Raw genomic sequence first — 20,988 nt, forward strand, 5'->3', positions numbered from 1 at the left:
TAATCGCTATTTCTGTTTATGTCAGGAATAGCGTTTTTTTAACCCAATAAATTACTACGCTTTAAGCTCTAACTCAATATTGAGCGTTACTTTTCTAAAAGAATAAATAATACCTTGAAAGTGACGTAACGTTATTTTGTATACTTGAATTGAATTAATCATTATAAAACGGTGGTGTAAATCGTGATATCTATAAAAGATGTTTCGAAACAAACAGGTGTATCAGTGAGGACACTACGTTACTATGACGAAATAGATTTATTATCTCCTGCTGGGAAAACGGATGGTGGACATCGACTTTATGGTGAAACAGAATTAAAAAAACTCCAACAAATCCTATTTTTGAAAACGTTAGGCTTTCAATTAAAAGAAATAAAGGACATCTTATCAGATGATGGTAATTGGAATTGGGCAAAGGGGTTAGAAAATCAATTAAAGTACATTCAACAAGAAAAGGAAAGAATGATAAAGATTGAACAAACATTAAAAGGTTTAATGAATAGCTTAACAATTGACGGGTCGATTGACTTGCTTTATATCAATCAGTTAATCCAGTTATACCAACAAAACGCTGAGAAAAGAGAAATCTATCGGCATCGTTATTTTGATTCACAAGAAAGGGAATTACTTCATCTTCTGCCAAATATGAATCGTGATGACCCGGATTCATTAGAGTGGATTTCTTTAATCGCACAATTGAAGAAACATATGGGTCAAGGCATTAAGGCACCTGAAGTTCAACGCGTTGTTAAACGAATAGATGAAAAGTCGATCGAAACATTTGGTTATAACGATGCATTTTTTGAAAAGTTTTGGGCGATAAGAAAATCACCAGAAAAATCTAAAGAAATTGGTCTCTATCCTATCGAACAGGAACTATTGGATTTCTTTGAGCAGGCTTGGGAAGTGTATCAAAATGAACAATTTGATGGGGAGAAAGAAGGTTGATCATTAATGGCTTTTATTCTCGATTTTCAATGGGAAATATTCATTACGATAGAGATTCTATTATTGGTATCTCTACTACTATTTGGTTTTGTTAGATATTTTCTTAGTAAGAAAAGACTAAGTATGTTATTTATTATTGCTTTTCTGGTGCTATTAATGTTAGAGGCTTTATTAGCTTTGGTGCTTTATCGTATGACAGGGGAGATCTCGACTTTTCAAATTGTCATAGCGGTCTTTGTACTGTACGCGTGTACATTTGGTATTTTTGATTTTTTAAAGCTAGATCGTTGGATGAGAAGAAAGATAGGTACATGGCGTGGTGTAGAACTCTTAACAGAAAAAGACTATGACGTGATAGCCAGAAATAAAAATCCAAAATATATAGCGAAAAAATACCGCTGGTCATCGACAGTACATTTAGTCGTATTTCTAGTTGTACAGAGCATTTTTTGGATGTACGGAACGAAAGATATAGAGGAAATGTTCAGTTATATACGAGATTTATCATGGATTGAGACAGGTCGCTTTGAAGATTCTCCTTACCCTAATGAGACCATTTATTCTATCGGCATGTTGTGGGGTTTGATTTTTATCATTGATTTCATTTGGTCATGGTCATATACAATTTTTCCATCAAAAACAAATGGAAAATAATTTGCCGAGTCATTAAACCATATCCGGTTGTCTAATCGCGGTATATTGTAGATTAAGATGAAAGATTTGCTCAAAGAGAAACCCACTGAAGTAAGTGGGATAAATAAAATAGTTGATATAAAAAAATGTAGCTGTAAGTATAGTTACATTTTTTGTTTTACGCTGCTTAAGGGCGTCGTTCCCATGGTTCCAATACACCAACAATCGTTTTTTCCCGGTCAAGATTAATAGCTTCAATGACACCACGACTTATTTCATGATGTGTTAGCCATCTTGAACGATTTTCTTCTATTTTAAATCCAAGCTGAACGTCGCGGTACAAGCAATTTTTTGGAATCTCTATTTTTTGTTTAATGGCATTGACATTCGTACTACTCCCTTTAATATGGAAGAGTCGCCACTTCTCTTCAAGATGATTCAGTTCATTAAAGATCACTGGAAGTGCTTTTGGTGCAGAGCTATGTATCCATGCAATCACATAATCAAATGCACCATGAACTTCAAGAGCATGCTGTATTCCTTCTTGCAATTTCAAGGTGTCTCGGTAATCAATGAATTGGTAATGGACTTTGTGTTCATTATCGCCAGGGACAGTTTGCTCCAACTTTTCTTTATTTCTTCCGATTAACATTGTTTTATCCGCTTGTTTAATCATCCATGATGACATTTCCCGTAGCATACCCGTACCACCAATAATAAGTACATGTTTTATCATTTCCACCTCACAATTATATCGAGTATAGAAAAGCAAATCTATCTTTACAAGGTAAATCTGCTTTTATTTATGATAAAAAACAAATAAAAACGGTTCTTTTTTCATTCACAATTACGCCATAATCATTTTTGTGAAACGCTCTAACACGTGGTGTGTAAACGCTTAAAAACTTTCTATATCACTATAAAATTTATCAATTATCTTCCGAGCTCTAAATTATTCGCACGTGCATTAAACAGTGTATATACATTAAAAAGATGTTTTATATTCCTTCTCAGTTTAGACCTACTTATGGGCTTGTTCCTAGCCTTTTTGTAATCTTTATTTCTATAAATCTCAAAAGGATCGACAAATTTCTGGAACATAGACATAGTGTAGATTGCTTCGGAATTGAATTGAAATAATTCACTTGTACAGGTCTATTGACCCCTGTATGTAATGAATTTGGGACACGAAGTACCCGTGCAACATCTTTTGAGCTAGGATCTGCCCCGTAATCTAGGGTGAGCGTATGTCAACTACGGGTTTGGAATAGAAGGATTACTTTATTCAGTAGTTTGTACCTTTTCTTGCTTAAATAATGAATCAATAAAGGCAACTAAAATTCCACCGAAAAAGCCACCAAGATGTACAGAGATTGCTACATTCGGAATCAAAAAGGTACTGACAAATCCGATGAGCAACATCATGACCGTAAACCGTTTATCATTAGCGGAGATTCGATCGAAATATCGAACCGTTAAAAACGTAAGGATCCCGATAAAGCCAAAAACCGGTCCTGAAGATCCTGAGATAGGCATCGGGCCTTCGTAAAAAAAGTAAAATAAAATACCACCACTAATTGATGTGAGAATCAGAAATAGGAAAAATTTAAAACTACCAAAAAATCTCTCAAGGGAACGAGATAAAATAAACAAAATTGGTAAATTGATAAAAAAATGAATCATACTCATATGACCGAACGCATATGTAAGCAATCGCCATATTTGCCCCTTGCTGATTAGTTGTTGATCTAAAGCTCCAAACAAGATCACACTTTCATGACTATAATCCGTTTGTTGAAAGATGATGTAATGCAAAAGGACAATAACCGCACAAATCACAATAAAGGCAATCGTTACCGGAATTGTCTTTAATGTATGCACACTCATAACTATGTTAGACCTCCTTTATAAAAATAGGTAAAAGTAAAACAAACAGTTTGCTAACATGAATTTCTTCTACTTACTAAACCTGTTAGGTCATCCCAATTTTTAAGTGACATCATAACTTGTAACACATTTTCAATATGTTATCAGCCTTTATTTAAGACTATCACAATAACAATTACCTGCAAATTGTGAAATTTCGACAAAATTCAACCCTTGTGTTTTGTGAAGATCATCTATGATTTTGTCAAGTTTATAAGTAATAGTACTTACAACACCAACCACCAGTCAGCCAGTCATCAAATTAAAGTTTAGTGGTTTTTTGGAATGAAAATCTACCAAACATATTTAATGGTTAGCTCATTCTTCCAACCAATTATAGTAAAAGCAAATTAAAGTATTTTAAGGGATATTCAAATAAAATTACTTATTCCTTTCATATGTCTTGTTTTGTTTATAAATACAACATTTCCATCCCCCTTTGACTTGCATAATTTTGTATATCTCCGTTTATTTAAAAATAAAACCATATTAAAGTCTGAAATAATTGTATAATAGCTCAGTTTCATATATAATAACAATAAAAAGAATGAACGTTCATTCATTTTAAGGGGGAAGGATGTTAAACTATGAATCTACCACAATCAGTGTATGAAAGGGCAATGAAGCAACCTGAACAGATAGCATATGAGTTTATGAATGAACAATATACATATGCACAATTTGAACAATCTGTTGCGCAATTTGCAGGTGCTTTAAAGGAACATGGGGTCAAAAAAGGGGATCATATTGCATTATTGGTAGGGAATACACCACATTTTTTAGTTACATTGTATGCAAGTTGGCGTTTAGGGGCAGTTGTCGTACCGATAAACCCAATCTATACGGCTAATGAAATTTCATATATCGTTCAAAATAGCGATGCCAAGATAATAGTCGCTCTAGATCGATTATGGCCTATGTTTGATAAGCGCGAGATATTATTTCCAAACATCGAAATAATGATTGTTTGTGAGACAGATGAAGAAGCAATGGGGCAATGTATGCAACTTGAAGAACTATTTTTTTTCCGGCCTTTTATGAAATTGGGTGAACCAGTCACTCAGTTAACAAATTTTGACAAAAATGATAACGCTATCATTCTATATACATCAGGGACAATGGGCCAGCCTAAGGGCGCTATGCTAACCCATGAAAATGTTTATTCAAATGCACGTGATGTCGGGACATACTTGGAAATGTCTTCGGATGACCGTGTCGTGGCAACATTACCAATCTTTCATGTTTTTGCCTTGACAGTCGTTGTAAATGCACCATTATTTAGAGGTGCAACTGTATTACTTTTACCACGATTCAGCCCGAAGGAAGTATTTGAAGTTATTCGCGAGCGAAAAGCAACTGTCTTTGCAGGGGTACCGACAATGTATAATTTTCTCTATCAGTTTGAGGAAGGGAAAAGAGAAGATTATGAATCCATTCGCTTATCTATTTCAGGCGGGTCATCACTTCCAGTTTCATTATTACACAATTTTGAAGAAAAATTTAATACACGTATTTCTGAAGGGTATGGTCTATCTGAAGCTTCACCTGTCACCTGTTTTAACCCGATTGATCGTGAGCGTGTACCAGGATCAATTGGTATGTCAATCGTGAACGTCGAAAATAAAGTTGTTGATACAGAAGGAAATGAAGTACCAAAAGGTGATATTGGTGAGCTGATTGTTAGAGGTCCGAATGTGATGAAAGGTTACTATAAAATGCCTGAAGAAACAAATGCTGTCCTAAAAGATGGCTGGCTATATACCGGTGATATGGCAAGAGAAGATGAGAACGGGTATTTCTACATTGTTGACCGGAAAAAAGATATGATTATAGTGGGCGGATATAATGTGTACCCTCGAGAAGTAGAGGAAGTGTTGTATAAACATCCAGATATCATTGAGTGTGCTATTATAGGCATACCGGATGTTGAATTAGGAGAGGCAGTCAGTGCTCATATTGTTTTGAAAAAGGACAGTGATCTAGACATACAAGGTATTATCGATTTCTGTTCACAACATCTCGTAAAATATAAAGTACCAACGGATATTAACTTTACAGACGAGTTACCGAAAAATACGACAGGCAAGATATTACGCCGTTCATTAAAAGATACGATGTTAAAGCAAAGGCAAAAAGTGAAGAATGAATGAGGTTTATTTAAGCTAGCTCAGTTTGATAGAGCTAGCTTTTCAACATATTTAACATACCTTGTCCATTAATTTAAAAATACCAAGATGTAATCCATCATGCCATGTAATAAACTGCAAGGTTGCTTCGACTGTATGTAATGATAGCGCATGGAATACTTGAATTTCTGCTGCTTCTTTTTTTAAATCGTCTGGCGAGTATGTCGTCAATATGCGCTTTTTTTGTTCATCTAAAGCACTAATAATTTTTTCCTTAGATGGCGGTTCGTCTATCCATTCAGATGATCGTGTTCCATTAATAAATAATTTTTTCCATTGCGGATACATGATTGTATAGTTAGGATCAGCTTTGTTTAAAAATACTTCTGTTGTCATATACATATGCCCCGCATTCCAGCGAATCGTATTTGGAAAATCATTCGGTTGGTTGTCCCATTTATTTTCATGAATATTTTGTAGGGCAATTAAAACACATGTACGTGAATAGGCAAACATTTCTAAGGACTCCATAACAACATCTCCTCATTTAGTAGATTTTTTACTTTATCTGTAAAAGGTATAATGTAGAAGCTAATAATCTATATATCGATATATTTAGATATATATATATATAATATCTGCCCACAACAATATAAACAATTGTTTTGCTTTAATCAAAAACAAAGAGAATATAAATGCATGCACCTAACTTAAACTTAAATCATGCATCCACAATTCAGTATCCTCGAGGTTTTATTAAGGAGCATTTGTAAGATCTTTTAAATCTTTACTGCCGAAGAGGAGTAAACTAATCAAAAGGACAATTAAAAGAGCGTTGATTAGTTTAGAGCCATCAAATGATTCAGTCTCATTTATATGATTGCTTTGATTTGAATTTTGTTTCAATTATATCACCCTTTCCTTTGCGAAATGATATTAAATGCCTCAACAATCTCATTTAGCGTCATATCTCCGTTTTCATCAATAAAATCAACCATTTTATTATTATTATTCATTGTTTTATACTGACCAATTAAAGTGACATTAACGACAGGTGAATCGCGAAATATTTCTACTGAATCTACTTTCAGTTTACCAGTTAGTAAAAGTGCTGCCGCTACAATCTCCAATTTTTTATCTTTGAATAAGTCATGAATGGAGTACATATTTACTTTATTTAAATGATCATTATTCCTTTTCATGAGAACTCCTCCAGTTGTATTTATTTTATGTGCGAAATAAAATAAGGTTCTCTTAAATGCGGAGTGGGCACAGCCAATCTTCTATTAAAAGGTTTTTTATATGCCATATCACCCCAATATAAAAAAGCACAGGAATAATTGAAATAGGTAGCCCCTATTTCGTGCATTCATTCGATTTTAATTGTGAAGGGAAGTTCGCCTTTCCTGGGAGGACAAGCGCAACATAAATTGTTAGTAATGGGGGTGAAAAAAATGACTTTTATCATATACGATGTTGCTTTGATTCCAATTATAACGGGGGTTGTGCAAGCCTTTAAGCAAATGGGACTACCGAAGCGCTTTTCTCCTTTATTAGCTCTGTTATTGGGAATGGCGGGTGGTGTATTTTATGTTTGCCCGACAGATTTGAAAAGTGGCATCATGATTGGCATTGTGTTAGGACTCTCAGCAACAGGGTTACACTCGGGTAGTAAAAATATGATTAAAAAACAAGGAGATGATTCAGATGAAATTATTCATTGATCCTGGACATGGAGGAACAGATCCGGGAGCACAAGGAAACGGGTTACAAGAAAAAAATCTCACATTAAACATTGCCTTAAAGCTTCGAAACATTCTTGAACAAGAATATACAGGTCACTCAATCATGATGTCACGTACGACAGATAAGACTGTTTCATTGACAGAACGAACAAATATGGCAAATAACTGGGGAGCGAATTATTTAGTATCGATTCATATTAATGCAGGTGGCGGAACTGGTTTCGAATCTTACACTTATAATGGTAGTTATGCAGGAAAAGCTGAAACGAATCGCTTACGAGGTATCGTTCATGACGAGATTATTAGACAGACGGGCTTTTATAATCGTGGGAAAAAAGAAGCAAACTTCCATATGGTACGTGAATCAAGGATGCCAGCTGTTCTCACGGAAAATGGTTTTATCGACACGGTAGCAGACGCCAATTTATTAAAACAAGATGCCTTTTTAAATAAAATAGCACGCGGGCATGCTGTCGGTATAGCAAAAGCATTTAACTTAAAAAAGAAAAGTGATTCTGGAACAACAACTTATTATCGTGTTGTGGCAGGTTCATTTGTATCGCGGACCTATGCCGAACAGCGTGTGAATGAATTAACACAAAAAGGATTTTCAAGTTTTATAGATATATATAAACAAGCTGGTACAACTTACTATCGCGTGATTTGTGGATCATTTATGGAGCGACAATATGCTGAAGAACGTGTGACACAATTAAAAAAAGCTGGATTTGAATCTTTTATCGTCGTCGTTACTCTATAGAAAGGGACGTAGAGCAAGCATAAAAAATGTTTGCTCTACATTTTTTTGCTGTCAGTTAGAAATTTTTGAAACCTTCTTTCCCTTTTAACCGTATATAGATTAAAGGATTTATTAAAAGTAGGTAAAACTCCATTTTAATAGTTGCAGATATTTGCAAAATATGTTACTTATGAAATATCAGAATTTTATCTGTGCTGTTATGGGGGATTACAAATAAAAAAGGAGAGGATGTTTAAAATGAGTATGTTAAGAAGATTTAAAGACATTATGGCAAGTAATATTCATGCATTATTAGACAAAGCTGAAGATCCGGAGAAGATGATTGATCAATATCTTCGTAATTTGAATAAAGATCTAGGAAAAGTAAAAGCAGAAACAGCTTCTGTCATGGCTGAAGAACAACGTTCCAAACGTGCTTTAGATGAATGTTTACAAGACGTTGATAAAATGCAAAAGTACGCTCTAAAAGCATTAGAGGCTGGTAATGAAGATGATGCAAGGAAGTTTTTAGAGAGAAAAGCGACATACACAGCGAAAGAGAATGAGTTACGTCAAGCCCATGAACTAGCTGCTTCAAATGCAACACAAATGCGTCAAATGCATGATAAATTAGTTAGTGATATTAATGAACTTGAGTCACGCCGTTCCATGCTAAAAGGAAAAGCTGCTGTAGCGAAAACGCAACAACGGATGAATAAGTTAGGTGCTTCTGTTTCAGGTGCTAATAAATCAATTTCAGCATTTGATCGGATGGAAGATAAGATTAATAAACAATTAGATGAAGCAAGAGCGATGGCAGAGTTAAACAAAGGGCCAACAGATGAAATTGATGATTTAACAGCTAAATACTCTAGCAGTGTCAATGTAGATGATGAGTTAGCTGCTTTAAAAGCGCAGTTAAATAGTAATCAAGAATAATTGATTCATCTCTAAAAAAGCTGTAGCTCAAGCTACAGCTTTTTTAGAGAAGCAGAATGAGAGGGGGATGAGAGAGTATGGTTATCCATTATAAATGCCCTAGCTGCGGAAGTGATATGGCTTTTGACGCTAATTCGGGTATGCTATCTTGTCATAGTTGTGGCAGACAGGATGATATTGAAACATTTTCTGATGAATTCATAACAAGAACACTATCAGATGACGATGCAAAGGAGTATCATTGTGAGAATTGTGGTGCTGTCATTATAACGGATGCCGATACAGCTGCAACATCGTGTAGCTTTTGTGGTGCTGGTGTCGTTATCGCAGATCGACTATCTGGTGTTTTAGCTCCTGTCAAGGTGATTCCGTTTACCATTTCGAAAGAGCAAGCACGGCAAGCTTTCAAAAAATGGTGTAAAAACGGATTATTAACACCGAAAGGGTTTATGAGTGCAAATCGGATTAAGAAAATAACTGGATTATATGTCCCATTTTGGTTATACGATTTAAACTCTGAAGCGGAGGTACATGCAGAGGGAAGAAAAGTTCGAACATATTCACGTGGTGATTACATCTATACGGAAACGAAATACTACGATGTTTATCGCGATATTGATTTATATTATAAGAAAGTTCCAGTGGATGCCTCTAAAAAAATGAATGATGAATTAATGGATAAATTAGAACCCTTTTACTATAAAGATTTAAAGACATTTAAAACACCTTATTTAGCGGGGTATATTGCAGAAAAATATAATTATGATGACAAGGAACTTTTCCCACGAGTTAGACAAAAGGTAAGAAAATTTATTGATTCTTATATCGATTCAACAATTGTTGGCTATACATCTGTTAGTTATCGGGATAAACGAATTGATACGAAAAAAAGTAATAGTTATTATGTCCTTCTCCCAGTATGGATGGTTTATTATGATTATGATAAACAAGAGCATACTTTTGCGATGAATGGGCAAACAGGAAAAGTCGTCGGAAAACCGCCGATTAGTTATGGAAAAGTGGCTGCTTGGTTTAGTGGTATAGCAGGAACTACCTTTCTATCCTTAAAAATTATTCAATGGATTGTAGGTGGTGGCCTATGATAAAATATTCACCAAAGTCTACTAGTATTTTTATTCTACTATTTTTTCTCATTCTACCTCTTACGAACGTTTTTGCTGAAAATAAAGGCTTTATTGAGGAAAAGCAGAAAATTTATGATGATGCTAAACTTTTGTCAGCAGAAGAAATTGCGGAACTTGAGTCAATAGCAAATGAATACGGTGAAAAACGTGATACGAATTTAATTATTTTAACGACGAATGATTCAGATGGTAAAGGCTTTAAGAAATATACACAGGACTTCTATGATGAGCATCTCGATGGTCCAAATGCAGCCATTTTAACGATTGATATGGGTGATCGTGAGGTTTATATTGCAGGATTTTATAAAGGGGAAGATTATTTAGATTTTGATCGTATCGATTTGATTCTCGATAAAGTTCAGCCTAAATTATCGGACGGAGACCATTATGGTGCCATGGATTCATTTCTAAGCACAGCACATAAATATTTAGGTATTAAACCGGGTATTGACCCAGATTTTATCCTCTTTAAGCTTGAGGCTCAAGTCGTTATTGCCTTAGGTCTAGCTGGGGCCATTGTCGGTTTGATGCTTTATAATTCTGGTGGAAAAGTAACGACGACCGCACGAACATATATGGACGGACATCGTTCCCGTATTTTAAATAAAAGAGATGTTTACTTAAGAAAAACAGTCACAAAACGCCGCAAACCGAAAAACAATAGTGGAGGTGGTGGCTCTACTAGAGGTGGAGGCGGCGTGACAAGTGGCGGTCATTCTCATAGTGGCGGATCACGTAGCTTCTAATAGCATAAAATGAAAGGGCTGATATGATGGTGTTTTTTAGAAATCAATTTTCCGATGTTGTAGAGTGGGAAGAGTTTCGTGATGATATGATATTTTGGAAGTGGGGAAATAAAGAAATTAAAAAAGGTAGTAAGCTTATTATTCGCGCAGGACAGGATGCGATATTTTATAATCATGGTCGCATTGAAGGCGTATTTGAAGATGAAGGTGAATATAATATTGATTCGGAAATCATCCCATTTCTTTCAACGTTAAAAGGATTTAAATTTGGCTTTAATTCCGGGATGCGTGTCGAAGTATTATTTGTTAATACGAAAGAATTTACTGTAAAATGGGGAACGCGTAATGCGATTAATATTCCGACTCCACAGCTACCAGGTGGGATGCCAATTCGCGCCAATGGAACGTTTCAGTTTAAGGTCAATGATTATTTAGCATTGATTGATAAAGTAGCCGGCGTGAAAGATCAGTATCTGGTTGAAGATGTGAAGATACGAATTACGTCTATCCTAGATCAGCTTTTGATGAAATGGATTACTAGAGAAGGAAAAGATATGTTTAACCTACAAGCAAATAGCTTCGAGATTGCTAAAGGAATCCAAGAAGACCTCGATATGCAAATTATTGACTTAGGAATGACGATAACTGGTTTTCAAATTATGAGTTTTAATTATCCTAAAGAAATTCAAGATAGAATAACGAAAACCGCTTCCCACGGCATGATTGGTGATCTTGGGCGTTATCAACAAGTCGAAATGACAGATGGCATGGCTTCTGGAAAGGTGAAAGGTGGTGGCACTGCATCAGATATGGCTGGCATGATGATGGGGATGAATATCGCGAATGAAATGATGAAAAATGTGAATCAAGCCGGTCAATCGGGGCAACAAGCAAGTGCACCTGCTTCATCTTCAGATAAAAAACCTAATTTCTGTCCAAATTGTGGTGAAAAGAATAGTGGAGCTAACTTCTGTCCAAATTGTGGTCAGAAACTTGGCTAAGCAAAATAAAAAAGCAGTGTTCCACATGATGTGAACACTGCTTTTAGTATATGGCGGTCGTTTTTATGGTAGTAGGAAGATTTAGCGTAACGCAGCCATAATACTATTTGGATCGTAACCAACAACCCATTGACCGTTAATTTCTGTTTGTGGTACTCCCATTTGACCTGTTTTTTGCATCAATTCCATCATCATTTCAGGAGATTGTTCGACATTCACTTCTTTATAAGGAATGTTTTTTCCATCTAAGAAATTTTTAATCATTGTACAGTATGGGCAAGTATTTGTTGTGTAAACAGTTACGTTGTTCATTATCATGTTCCTCCTTAAATAATTTCATGGTATTTAGAAAGCATGTTTTTATGTTAGTAATGCATCGTTCTCTATACCCCTATATGTATCATAAGGCGATACATAATAATTGTCAATAAAAGAGTTTGGGATATGTTAAATCTGTTCGTAAGTGATAGTTATTTGTATTTAGTGAGGTTATTATACGATGGAAAATAGCTGAAAGTTATACTTTTGTGTTAGGATATGAGTAAACAGGATGAAGGGGAGATGAGAATGGAGAAAAGATATTTATCATGGGATGCAACAGAAATTGCATCACTCATTCGTAATAAAGAAGTATCAGCAAAAGAAATGGTTGAATTAAGTTTTAAACAGCTTGAGAAAGTAAATCCTGAGTTAAATGCAGTTGTTCACGATCGAAAAGAAAGCGTTTTAAAAGAAGCAGAAAAACATAAACCAGATCAAGGGCAGCTTTTTAGTGGTGTTCCGATTTTAATGAAGGATATTTCCCAAGCTGTTGAAGGGGAACGTTTAACATCAGGTTCAAAATTATTTGATTCTTATATTGCTGAAGTGGATTCAAATTTCGTTAAGCGGATTCGTCAGGCGGGCTTTTTATTTACTGGACATACGAATACACCAGAATTTGGTCTGAAAAATATTACAGAGCCTGAATTATTTGGACCGACAAGGAATCCATGGAACACTGATTATTCACCTGGTGGCTCAAGTGGGGGTGCAGCGGCTGCAATTGCCTCTGGTGTTGTTCCTGTTGCAGGTGCCAGTGATGGTGGAGGATCGATTCGTATTCCGGCATCTTTTTCAGGTTTATTTGGATTAAAGCCAACACGCGGGCGTACACCAGTAGGACCAGGTGCAGGCAGACAATGGCACGGAGCATCAATTGATTTTGTTCTTAGTCGTACAGTCCGCGATAGTGCGGCGATGTTAGATGTGTTACAGACTGTCCAGCCAGAAGCAGCTTTTCAAACACCATTATTTCCTGGTAACTACCGCGATGAAATTTTAAAATCAATTAAACGTCCGCTACGAATTGGTTTTACAACGAAATCACCTGTTGATACACCAGTGTCAGAAGTGGCTAAACAAGCGGTACATAAAACAGTTAAATGGCTAGAGGAACAAGGGCATCATATTGAAGAAGTAGATAGTCCAGTCGATGGCATTTTACTCATGAAAAATTATTATTTAATGAATAGTGGTGAGATTTCATCACTTGTTTATCAATTAGAACAAATGGTCGGCCGGGAGATCACGGCAGACGATGTAGAAATTGAGACATGGTTATTAAACGAAGCAGGAAAAACCGTATCTGCTTCAGCGTTTTCGAGAAGCTTAGCAGCATGGGATGTAGCAGCAGCAGAAATGGCTCAACTGCATGAAACATATGACTTATATATCACACCTGCTACTGCATATTCAGCACCGAAAATAGGTGAATTAACTCATTCAAGTGAGTCACAGGAGATGTTGCGTGAGAAGATTAAACGAGCCGATGCTAAAGGAAAGCAAGCAGTCATTTGGGATATGTTTCTACCAAGTTTAACATATACGCCGTTTACGCAACTAGCTAACTTAACAGGCCAACCTGCTATGAGTCTACCAGTACATTTAACAGATAAAGGTCTACCAATTGGTGCCCAAGTGATAGCAAGTAAAGGTCAAGAACATGTTCTATTACAATTAGCTTACCAAATTGAACAATCTAGTATTTGGCAAGGGATGAAAGGCAATCCTTATTTTAAATAAGTTTTATCAATAAGACAAGCAGGGATAACTTAGTTTATCCCCGCTTGTTTTTATATGATTCGCTTGTGCTTAGGCTTCATAGTGTTTATTCCACTTGAGAGGCTGTATTGAAGCTTTAATGGGTTGTCTCGTTATGTTTTCATCGTACGAGAGGCTGCATTGAAGCTCCAACGCGCTGTCTCGTTATGTATTCATCACACGAGAGGCTGTATTGAAGTCTCAATGCGTTGTCTCGTTATGTATCCATCGCACGAGAGGCTGCATTGAAGCTCCAACGCGATGTCTCGTTATGTATTCATCGTATGAGAGGCTGCATTGAAGCTTGAACGCGTTGTCTCGTTATGTTTTTATCGTACGAGAGGCTGTATTGAAGTCTCAACGCGTTGTCTCGTTGTGTATTTATCGCACGAGAGGCTGTATTGAATCTCCAACGCGTTGCCTCGTTATGTATTCATCGCACGAGAGGCTGCATTGGAGCTTCAACGCGTTGTCTCGTTATGTATTAATCGTACGAGAGGCTGTATTAAAGCTTCAATGCGCTGTCTCGTTATGTATTCATCACACGAGAGGCTGCATTGAAGTCTCAATACGTTGTCTCGCAATGAACTTTTGTCTTGAGAGGTCGTATTGAAAGTTCCATCGTAAGTGATTAAGGGAATTGAGTATAGTAATCTACTTTCCAGTAAATACTAGATAAAAACTCTCTTTAACTAGCAGTCAACTTTTAGTATAGTTAAGAGAAGGAGTATTTATTTGAAGGAGATGATTCGGATATGCAAGAGATTGTATCATTGAATAATAGAATATCTCAAGTTATCGATAATATTAAAAAGGTTATGATTGGTAAAGAAAATGTCATTGTACTAAGTTTAACGGCATTACTAGCAGAAGGACATGTTTTAATAGAAGATGTACCAGGTGTAGGAAAAACGATGCTCGTTCGTTCATTAGCAAAATCGCTTGATTGTGATTTTACACGCATTCAATTTACACCAGATCTTTTGCCTTCTGATGTAACAGGTGTTTCGATATATAATCCTAAAGAGATGGCATTTGAATTTCGACAGGGACCTATTTTTGGCAATGTCGTTTTAGCAGATGAAATTAATCGGACGTCCCCAAAAACCCAATCCGCATTATTGGAAGGAATGGAAGAAAAAAGTATTACCACAGATGGAAAAACAACCGCACTTAAACGCCCATTCTTCGTTATGGCAACTCAGAATCCGATAGAATATGAAGGAACATATCCACTTCCTGAGGCACAACTAGACCGATTTTTATTAAAAATAAATATGGGCTATCCGACAATGGAAGAAGAGTTAGAAATGTTAGCACGCACGTCACAAAATCATCCAATCGACACGCTAGATTCTGTGATGACAATAGACGAATTGCTTCGTACGCAAGAAGAAGTAAAGGCAGTTTATATAGATGAAACAGTGCAACAATATATCGTGAATTTAATTAGAGAATCACGAAAACATCCGAGTATATACCTTGGTGTTAGTCCGCGTGGTTCAATAGCTTTAATGAAGGCTGCTAAGGCTTATGCGTATATTAAAGGGCGTGATTTTGTTTTACCAGATGATGTGAAATATTTGGCTCCATTTGTGATGGCACATCGGATTATTTTGCATTCGGAGGCAACTTATGAGGGCTTAACTCAATTACAAGTTATTGAGGCATTAATAGAAGATACGTATATTCCGATACGAAAGGAACTTTGATCATGAAATCATGGCGCTTCCTTGGACCATTTTTTGTCCTGACAATACTCATTGTCCTTTTTTCATTTGCCATGTTCCAAGGGGGATTTATTAGTTGGTTTTTGTTCTTTAGTTTTCTACCGCTCGTTATATATCAAATGGGACTCCTTTTCTATCCATTTCGGCAACTAGATGTGACAAGAACATTGTCCCATTCCATTGGTTATGCTGGACAAAGCATTACGGTTGATATCACGATTAAGCGTAAAATACCATTCCCGCTTTTTTATTGTATTGTGGAAGAGGTGTTACCTGATTCATTGCAACGAGTAGATACTGGATTTGATAAATATGTGCACATTGATGACCCAGATATCTATGAAGTGAAACGGCAAACAAAGCAGTTATTATTTCCGTTTTTCCGTCGCAAAATTAAAGCGTCATATACGATAAGCCAACTACCACGAGGAGAGCATCAATTGACCCAGATTCGTATTCGAACAGGAGATATCTTTGGTTTTATAAAAAAAGAGCACCATTTTCCTGCAAATGATACATTACTCGTTTTTCCAAATAAACGACGTATCCGTTTTACAAATACATTATACAGTTTGGAACAAGGGCAAGCGATTGTTCAGAGTAATGATTTTCGCCAAACAAATGTGGTCGTTGGTGTACGTGAATATTTACCAGGTGATAAATTTTCTTGGATTGATTGGAAGCAATCAGCTAAAAAGCAAGATATAATGACGAAGGAATTTGAACAAGAGAAAAGTATGGAAGCTTTTTTCATATTAGATGCTTCGTCTTCTAGTCAGTGGATTGCGTTTGAAGGGTTGATAGAAGTCATGTATGGCATGATGGATATGATCCACAAGACAAGTGATTCGAAAGTCGGTCTTCTTTCTATCGGGAAGGAAACGTCCTATTTTCCATTCCATTTTGATGTCGGTTCCCGTGAGAAAGTGATGAAACATTTAGCCATGATTAAACCGGATCATAAAGACACGTTTACCGAGCAGTTACAAAGACAAACGACAGCATTGCCAACTCAATCCTTAGTATTTGTGTTTTCTTGTTCAGTCGACATCAGGTTTATTGAATCGATGAAAAAATTATATATGAAGCATAAAAAAAGACTCCATGTTATTCTTTTACTTTCTAAACAACAATCTTTCGAGTTACAAGATGCCATTGATATGTTAACCGGACATCAAATTCGCTTGACAGTGCTCACTGAAACACAACTTGTCAAGGAGCCGTTGGAGGTGAGGGTATGACAAAACTAGTGAAACAACCTACCGTATCGATGTGGTATTCGTCGATTTTATATTTCCTTGGATTCTTTTTGTTTCTCGAGTGGTTATATCCTTTACAACAGGTAACAGATACCGTGGACATGCATGTGTTTTTAGGATTTGCTGCGTTTTGCTTTGTGATGACACTCATACAGATCAACAAGCTTCTTAAATTTTTATTAAAGAGTGTTGGATTTTTATTTGTCCTTCATCATCTATTCTTTGATGATTCAATTTTTCAGTTTGTGTGGATTTGGGAAGTTATAGAGGATGTATTTCAACACATGAGTTTAATTTATCATCGGGAATGGTCCATGTTTTCGCCGATGTTTAGGAGTTTGTTATTCCTTGTGTTAATCTGGTTAATGAGTTATTTGATCCATTATTGGTTTGTCTATTCAAAGAGAATGACTGCGTTTATTTTACTAACCTTTAGTTATATTGCTGTCTTGGACACATTTACGGCATATGATGCAAAATGGGCGATTGTTCGTATCTTTATCTTCTCATTTATCGCTTTAGGTATGGCGCATTTAATAAAAGAGATTGAACGAGAGGGATTACGGTTATCCCTTTCTATAAAAAAACAATTAAAATGGATGATCCCGATTGTTGTGATTGTTATGTTCTCTACATTTATCGGCTATGCAGCACCAAAATGGGATGCTAAGTGGGATGACCCGGTTCCGTATCTTAAAGGTGTAACTGGTATAAATGGAAAATCCATTAAAAAGGTCGGCTATGGTGAGGATGACTCGCGTTTAGGTGGGGATTTTGTTGAAGATGATACCCCCGTTTTTCAAGCAACCGTACAGAGCAAACAGTATTGGCGAGTGGAAACGAAAGATCTGTATACCGGAAAGGGTTGGAAAAAGTCATCATCTGCAACATCAGTAATGGAAGATGTTGTCCCATTTTCAACATTTAACCCTATTATAGAATCTGAACGTATGGAAGCGATGATTGAATTTAAACCGCGAATGGAGATTCCGAAGCTTGTTTATCCATACGATATCGTTGAGGTGAAAGCGGACGATGGGGATACAACCTTCTTGGTGGATGATTCGCAAGCGATTCGTGTTGAAAAAGGTAAAATCAGTCAATATGAGTTAACTTATATTCAGCCTTCGTATCCGCTTGATGATTTAAAGCAATCCGAAAAGCCTAACGCGAATTCACCGATATTTGATTTAGAAGAGTATACTCAATTACCTGAGGAGTTACCGATGAGAGTTCGCGAGTTAGCATTAGAAATCACGGAACCTTATGATACGTATTATGATCAAGTAAAAGCGATTGAACAATACTTTAATCAAAATGGTTTTGTTTACCAGACCAGTAATATACCGGTCCCTGGAGAAGAAGATGATTATGTTGATCAGTTTTTATTCGATACGAAAGCGGGATATTGTGATAACTATTCAACGTCCATGGTTGTTATGCTACGAACTTTAGATATCCCAGCTCGTTGGGTAAAGGGATTCACTGGGGGCGAAGAAGTCGACACAGTGACGAAAGCTGATACGACATACCATGTTTATGAAGTGACGAATATGAATGCTCACTCTTGGGTCGAAGTCTTTTTCCCTGATGTAGGTTGGGTTCCATTTGAACCGACACAAGGCTTTTCTAACTTAGCTAACTTTCATACAGAAACAGATGCAGTCGATGAAGATATTTTGGAAGCTGAACCGGAGACTCCAGAATTAGATGAAGAGACTGATGAGCAAGACATGCCAGAAGAACAAACAGAAGATACTTCTGCACCATCTGAGGTAGATGGAGAAACAGATACGAAATGGCCAATGCGAATCCTCATAGGGTCTCTAATCATTATACTTATCGTTGGCGGCATTATGATTTACCGCAAACGATTGTATCTTGAAACCTTGTGGGTTGAAAAAAGGTGGGAAAGAAAACAAGATGCTCAAGCATTTCAAAATCTCTATCATCACCTCCTGAAAATTTTACAACAATATGACAAGGAAAAAGTTTCATATTATACATTACGTGAATATGCCAGTCAAGTGGATTTAAGGTATGATACAAACGCAATGAGGAAATTAACTGGACTGTATGAACATGTTCTTTATCGAGGAGTTAAAAAGGTTGATACTGCTGAAGAAATCACGCAATTATGGAAAGATTTAATCAAACGGATAATGGGTTGACCAAGCTTTTTACAGTTAGTAAAATATAATAATAAATAATATGTCATGACATGGATATACTTGTTAAGGAAAAAGGAATTAATCTTAACTCGTTATCCATGTCGGTTATGTCGTAACCTGAATTTTGCCTTTTGTGCTGATTCGTCAGGAATCAAATGCAAGAACAACATTCGGGTTTTTAAAATTTATCAGATTGGAGAGAAACGATGAGTAACCGTGAGATGATTTTAGTCATAGATTTTGGTAGCCAGTTTAGTCAAGTTATTACAAGACGAGTAAGGGAATTAGGGGTTTATAGTGAGATGTATTCCTACCGTTTATCACTTGATAAGATTAAGGAATTGAATCCAGCGGGTATCATTTTATCAAGTGGTCCTCATAGTGTACTTGACGAAAAAGCGACACATTCAGCTGAAGGCATTTTTGACCTAGGTATTCCAATCTTTGGCATCGGCTACGGCATGCAATTAATAGCTGACCATTTTGGTGGTAAAATAGAAGCTGCTAACAAAGTAGCTTACGAAAAAGGAACAATGACCGTTACAGATGCAGGTGAGCTTTTAAAAAACACAAGTGAGACGCAAACAGTTTGGTTAGATCAAGGTGATCAAGTTACTGATGTACCAGAAGGGTTTAAAGTACATGCGACGAGTGAAAACGTCGTTCTGGCAATGAGTCATCCTGATAAGAAATTATACGGTGTTCAGTTCCATCCAGAAGTAAAACATACAACACACGGAACAGATATTTTGAAAAACTTTTTATATCATATTTGTGGTTGCCGCAAAGAATGGACAATGAAGAATTATATTGACATTCAAGTTAAAAAGATACGTGAACAAGTTGGTGACCGAAATGTACTATGTGCACTAAGTGGTGGTGTCGATTCTTCAGTTGTGGCTGTTCTAATCCATAAGGCAATTGGCGATCAACTGACATGTATTTTTGTCGACCACGGATTACTTAGAAAAAATGAAGCAAAAGAAGTGATGGAAGTCTTCACTAAAGAATTCCATATGAATGTGATTCAAATTGATGCAAAAGAACGTTTTCTCTCTAAATTAGCAGGGGTAAGCGATCCAGAAAAGAAACGCAAAATTATCGGAAACGAATTCATTTACGTATTTGATGATGAAGCAGCTAAATTAGAAAATATGGATTTCCTCGCTCAAGGGACACTTTACACAGACATTATTGAAAGTGGAACAGAAACAGCTCAAACAATTAAATCACATCATAATGTCGGTGGCTTACCAGAAGATATGGAGTTTGAGTTAATTGAACCACTAAATACATTATTTAAAGATGAAGTTCGTGAGCTTGGTACTCAATTAGGTATTCCAGATCATATCGTTTGGCGCCAACCGTTCCCAGGTCCTGGTTTAGCAATCCGTGTTCTCGGTGAAGTCACAGAGGAAAAACTAGAAATCGTTCGTGAATCGGATGCTATTCTACGTGAGGAAATTAGAAACGCAGGTCTAGAACGGGAAATTTGGCAATACTTTACGGTACTTCCGAACATTCGCAGTGTCGGAGTAAGTGGTGATCAACGGACATACGATCATACGATAGGAATCCGTGCGGTTAATTCAGTTGACGGGATGACATCTGACTGGGCGAGAATTCCATGGGATGTATTAGATAAAATCTCATCTCGAATTGTCCATGAAGTGGAACACGTAAATCGTGTCGTCTACGATGTAACGAGCAAGCCGCCTGCGACGATTGAGTGGGAGTAAGGGAGAAGGAGAGCTGAAAACCTTTGCTTACAAGGGTTTCGGCTCTTTACTCTATTTTC

General features: G+C 36.5%; 19 protein-coding genes. 14 read left to right on the forward strand and 5 right to left on the reverse strand.

The window, feature by feature from the left end:
* Positions 1 to 183: 183 nt before the first annotated feature.
* Both VIG73_RS09505 and VIG73_RS09510 read left to right on the forward strand, forming a co-directional pair.
* The gene (locus VIG73_RS09505; RefSeq protein WP_331641324.1) at positions 184 to 948 is read left to right on the forward strand and encodes a MerR family transcriptional regulator; all 765 of its coding nucleotides are present in this window, start codon (positions 184 to 186) and stop codon (positions 946 to 948) included.
* Positions 949 to 954: 6 nt separating this feature from the next.
* The gene (locus VIG73_RS09510; protein WP_331641326.1) at positions 955 to 1,602 is read left to right on the forward strand and encodes a hypothetical protein; all 648 of its coding nucleotides are present in this window, start codon (positions 955 to 957) and stop codon (positions 1,600 to 1,602) included.
* A 166-nt stretch (positions 1,603 to 1,768) separates the two neighbouring features.
* Here VIG73_RS09510 and VIG73_RS09515 read toward each other — a convergent pair whose 3' ends face one another.
* A complete protein-coding gene (locus VIG73_RS09515) occupies positions 1,769 to 2,317 on the reverse strand; it encodes a short-chain dehydrogenase (protein ID WP_331641328.1) in 549 nt (182 codons plus the stop codon).
* A 545-nt stretch (positions 2,318 to 2,862) separates the two neighbouring features.
* Positions 2,863 to 3,468, reverse strand: coding sequence for a rhomboid family intramembrane serine protease (locus tag VIG73_RS09520; protein ID WP_331641330.1), 606 nt, complete (start codon positions 3,466 to 3,468; stop codon positions 2,863 to 2,865).
* A 626-nt stretch (positions 3,469 to 4,094) separates the two neighbouring features.
* Between VIG73_RS09520 and VIG73_RS09525 the strand changes: the two genes are divergently transcribed.
* A complete protein-coding gene (locus tag VIG73_RS09525) occupies positions 4,095 to 5,657 on the forward strand; it encodes a fatty acid--CoA ligase family protein (RefSeq protein ID WP_331641332.1) in 1,563 nt (520 codons plus the stop codon).
* 48 nt (positions 5,658 to 5,705) lie between these two features.
* On the opposite strand, the gene VIG73_RS09530 is transcribed toward VIG73_RS09525, so the two are convergent.
* Positions 5,706 to 6,164 carry a DinB family protein gene (locus VIG73_RS09530; protein WP_331641334.1) on the reverse strand — a complete coding sequence of 153 codons (459 nt, stop codon included), beginning with the start codon at positions 6,162 to 6,164 and terminating at the stop codon, positions 5,706 to 5,708.
* Positions 6,165 to 6,544: 380 nt separating this feature from the next.
* The gene (locus tag VIG73_RS09535; protein WP_331641335.1) at positions 6,545 to 6,835 is read right to left on the reverse strand and encodes a hypothetical protein; all 291 of its coding nucleotides are present in this window, start codon (positions 6,833 to 6,835) and stop codon (positions 6,545 to 6,547) included.
* Between the two features lie 252 nt (positions 6,836 to 7,087).
* Here VIG73_RS09535 and VIG73_RS09540 point away from each other — a divergent pair, with 252 nt between their 5' ends.
* The 6 genes from VIG73_RS09540 (at position 7,088) to VIG73_RS09565 (ending at position 11,948) form a co-directional block, all read left to right on the forward strand.
* On the forward strand, positions 7,088 to 7,357 hold the full coding sequence (locus VIG73_RS09540) for a hypothetical protein (RefSeq protein WP_331641337.1): 270 nt from the start codon (positions 7,088 to 7,090) through the stop codon (positions 7,355 to 7,357).
* Positions 7,341 to 8,138 (forward strand): N-acetylmuramoyl-L-alanine amidase, encoded by a 798-nt coding sequence (locus VIG73_RS09545; protein ID WP_331641340.1) that lies wholly within the window; start codon positions 7,341 to 7,343, stop codon positions 8,136 to 8,138. The genes VIG73_RS09540 and VIG73_RS09545 overlap by 17 nt, the downstream gene beginning before the upstream one ends.
* 237 nt (positions 8,139 to 8,375) lie before the next feature.
* Positions 8,376 to 9,056 (forward strand): PspA/IM30 family protein, encoded by a 681-nt coding sequence (locus VIG73_RS09550; protein WP_331641342.1) that lies wholly within the window; start codon positions 8,376 to 8,378, stop codon positions 9,054 to 9,056.
* A 77-nt stretch (positions 9,057 to 9,133) separates the two neighbouring features.
* Positions 9,134 to 10,159: a TFIIB-type zinc ribbon-containing protein gene (locus VIG73_RS09555; RefSeq protein WP_331641344.1), complete on the forward strand. Its 1,026-nt coding sequence runs from the start codon at positions 9,134 to 9,136 to the stop codon at positions 10,157 to 10,159.
* Positions 10,156 to 10,947 (forward strand): TPM domain-containing protein, encoded by a 792-nt coding sequence (locus tag VIG73_RS09560; protein WP_331641345.1) that lies wholly within the window; start codon positions 10,156 to 10,158, stop codon positions 10,945 to 10,947. Before VIG73_RS09555 ends, VIG73_RS09560 begins: the two co-directional genes overlap by 4 nt.
* A gap of 26 nt (positions 10,948 to 10,973) precedes the next feature.
* On the forward strand, positions 10,974 to 11,948 hold the full coding sequence (locus VIG73_RS09565; RefSeq protein WP_331641346.1) for an SPFH domain-containing protein: 975 nt from the start codon (positions 10,974 to 10,976) through the stop codon (positions 11,946 to 11,948).
* Between the two features lie 81 nt (positions 11,949 to 12,029).
* On the opposite strand, the gene VIG73_RS09570 is transcribed toward VIG73_RS09565, so the two are convergent.
* The gene (locus tag VIG73_RS09570; protein ID WP_331641347.1) at positions 12,030 to 12,260 is read right to left on the reverse strand and encodes a glutaredoxin family protein; all 231 of its coding nucleotides are present in this window, start codon (positions 12,258 to 12,260) and stop codon (positions 12,030 to 12,032) included.
* 255 nt (positions 12,261 to 12,515) lie between these two features.
* Here VIG73_RS09570 and VIG73_RS09575 point away from each other — a divergent pair, with 255 nt between their 5' ends.
* From VIG73_RS09575 to guaA, 5 genes are all read left to right on the forward strand, one after another.
* On the forward strand, positions 12,516 to 14,012 hold the full coding sequence (locus VIG73_RS09575; protein WP_414648394.1) for an amidase: 1,497 nt from the start codon (positions 12,516 to 12,518) through the stop codon (positions 14,010 to 14,012).
* 773 nt (positions 14,013 to 14,785) lie between these two features.
* Positions 14,786 to 15,742, forward strand: coding sequence for a MoxR family ATPase (locus tag VIG73_RS09580; RefSeq protein ID WP_331641349.1), 957 nt, complete (start codon positions 14,786 to 14,788; stop codon positions 15,740 to 15,742).
* 2 nt (positions 15,743 to 15,744) lie between these two features.
* Positions 15,745 to 17,001, forward strand: a complete 1,257-nt coding sequence (locus tag VIG73_RS09585) for a DUF58 domain-containing protein (protein ID WP_331641351.1) — start codon at positions 15,745 to 15,747, stop codon at positions 16,999 to 17,001.
* Positions 16,998 to 19,190 (forward strand): transglutaminaseTgpA domain-containing protein, encoded by a 2,193-nt coding sequence (locus tag VIG73_RS09590; RefSeq protein ID WP_331641353.1) that lies wholly within the window; start codon positions 16,998 to 17,000, stop codon positions 19,188 to 19,190. Before VIG73_RS09585 ends, VIG73_RS09590 begins: the two co-directional genes overlap by 4 nt.
* 206 nt (positions 19,191 to 19,396) lie before the next feature.
* A complete protein-coding gene (gene guaA, locus VIG73_RS09595; protein WP_331641355.1) occupies positions 19,397 to 20,929 on the forward strand; it encodes a glutamine-hydrolyzing GMP synthase in 1,533 nt (510 codons plus the stop codon).
* The last annotated feature ends 59 nt before the right edge of the window (positions 20,930 to 20,988 follow it).

Origin of the sequence: Cerasibacillus sp. (genome assembly GCF_036516575.1) — a bacterium.
GTDB lineage: Bacteria > Bacillota > Bacilli > Bacillales > Amphibacillaceae > Cerasibacillus.

What these genes read in the sequence shown, in the direction of transcription:
- VIG73_RS09510 (WP_331641326.1), top strand. Translation starts at nt 955, where the DNA reads ATGGCTTTTATTCTCGATTTTCAATGGGAAATATTCATTACGATAGAG.
- VIG73_RS09515 (WP_331641328.1), bottom strand. Translation starts at nt 2,317, where the DNA reads ATGATAAAACATGTACTTATTATTGGTGGTACGGGTATGCTACGGGAA.
- VIG73_RS09520 (WP_331641330.1), bottom strand. Translation starts at nt 3,468, where the DNA reads ATGAGTGTGCATACATTAAAGACAATTCCGGTAACGATTGCCTTTATT.
- VIG73_RS09525 (WP_331641332.1), top strand. Translation starts at nt 4,095, where the DNA reads ATGAATCTACCACAATCAGTGTATGAAAGGGCAATGAAGCAACCTGAA.
- VIG73_RS09530 (WP_331641334.1), bottom strand. Translation starts at nt 6,164, where the DNA reads ATGGAGTCCTTAGAAATGTTTGCCTATTCACGTACATGTGTTTTAATT.
- VIG73_RS09535 (WP_331641335.1), bottom strand. Translation starts at nt 6,835, where the DNA reads ATGAAAAGGAATAATGATCATTTAAATAAAGTAAATATGTACTCCATT.
- VIG73_RS09540 (WP_331641337.1), top strand. Translation starts at nt 7,088, where the DNA reads ATGACTTTTATCATATACGATGTTGCTTTGATTCCAATTATAACGGGG.
- VIG73_RS09545 (WP_331641340.1), top strand. Translation starts at nt 7,341, where the DNA reads ATGAAATTATTCATTGATCCTGGACATGGAGGAACAGATCCGGGAGCA.
- VIG73_RS09550 (WP_331641342.1), top strand. Translation starts at nt 8,376, where the DNA reads ATGAGTATGTTAAGAAGATTTAAAGACATTATGGCAAGTAATATTCAT.
- VIG73_RS09555 (WP_331641344.1), top strand. Translation starts at nt 9,134, where the DNA reads ATGGTTATCCATTATAAATGCCCTAGCTGCGGAAGTGATATGGCTTTT.
- VIG73_RS09560 (WP_331641345.1), top strand. Translation starts at nt 10,156, where the DNA reads ATGATAAAATATTCACCAAAGTCTACTAGTATTTTTATTCTACTATTT.
- VIG73_RS09565 (WP_331641346.1), top strand. Translation starts at nt 10,974, where the DNA reads ATGGTGTTTTTTAGAAATCAATTTTCCGATGTTGTAGAGTGGGAAGAG.
- VIG73_RS09570 (WP_331641347.1), bottom strand. Translation starts at nt 12,260, where the DNA reads ATGAACAACGTAACTGTTTACACAACAAATACTTGCCCATACTGTACA.
- VIG73_RS09575 (WP_414648394.1), top strand. Translation starts at nt 12,516, where the DNA reads ATGGAGAAAAGATATTTATCATGGGATGCAACAGAAATTGCATCACTC.
- VIG73_RS09580 (WP_331641349.1), top strand. Translation starts at nt 14,786, where the DNA reads ATGCAAGAGATTGTATCATTGAATAATAGAATATCTCAAGTTATCGAT.
- VIG73_RS09585 (WP_331641351.1), top strand. Translation starts at nt 15,745, where the DNA reads ATGAAATCATGGCGCTTCCTTGGACCATTTTTTGTCCTGACAATACTC.
- VIG73_RS09590 (WP_331641353.1), top strand. Translation starts at nt 16,998, where the DNA reads ATGACAAAACTAGTGAAACAACCTACCGTATCGATGTGGTATTCGTCG.
- guaA (WP_331641355.1), top strand. Translation starts at nt 19,397, where the DNA reads ATGAGTAACCGTGAGATGATTTTAGTCATAGATTTTGGTAGCCAGTTT.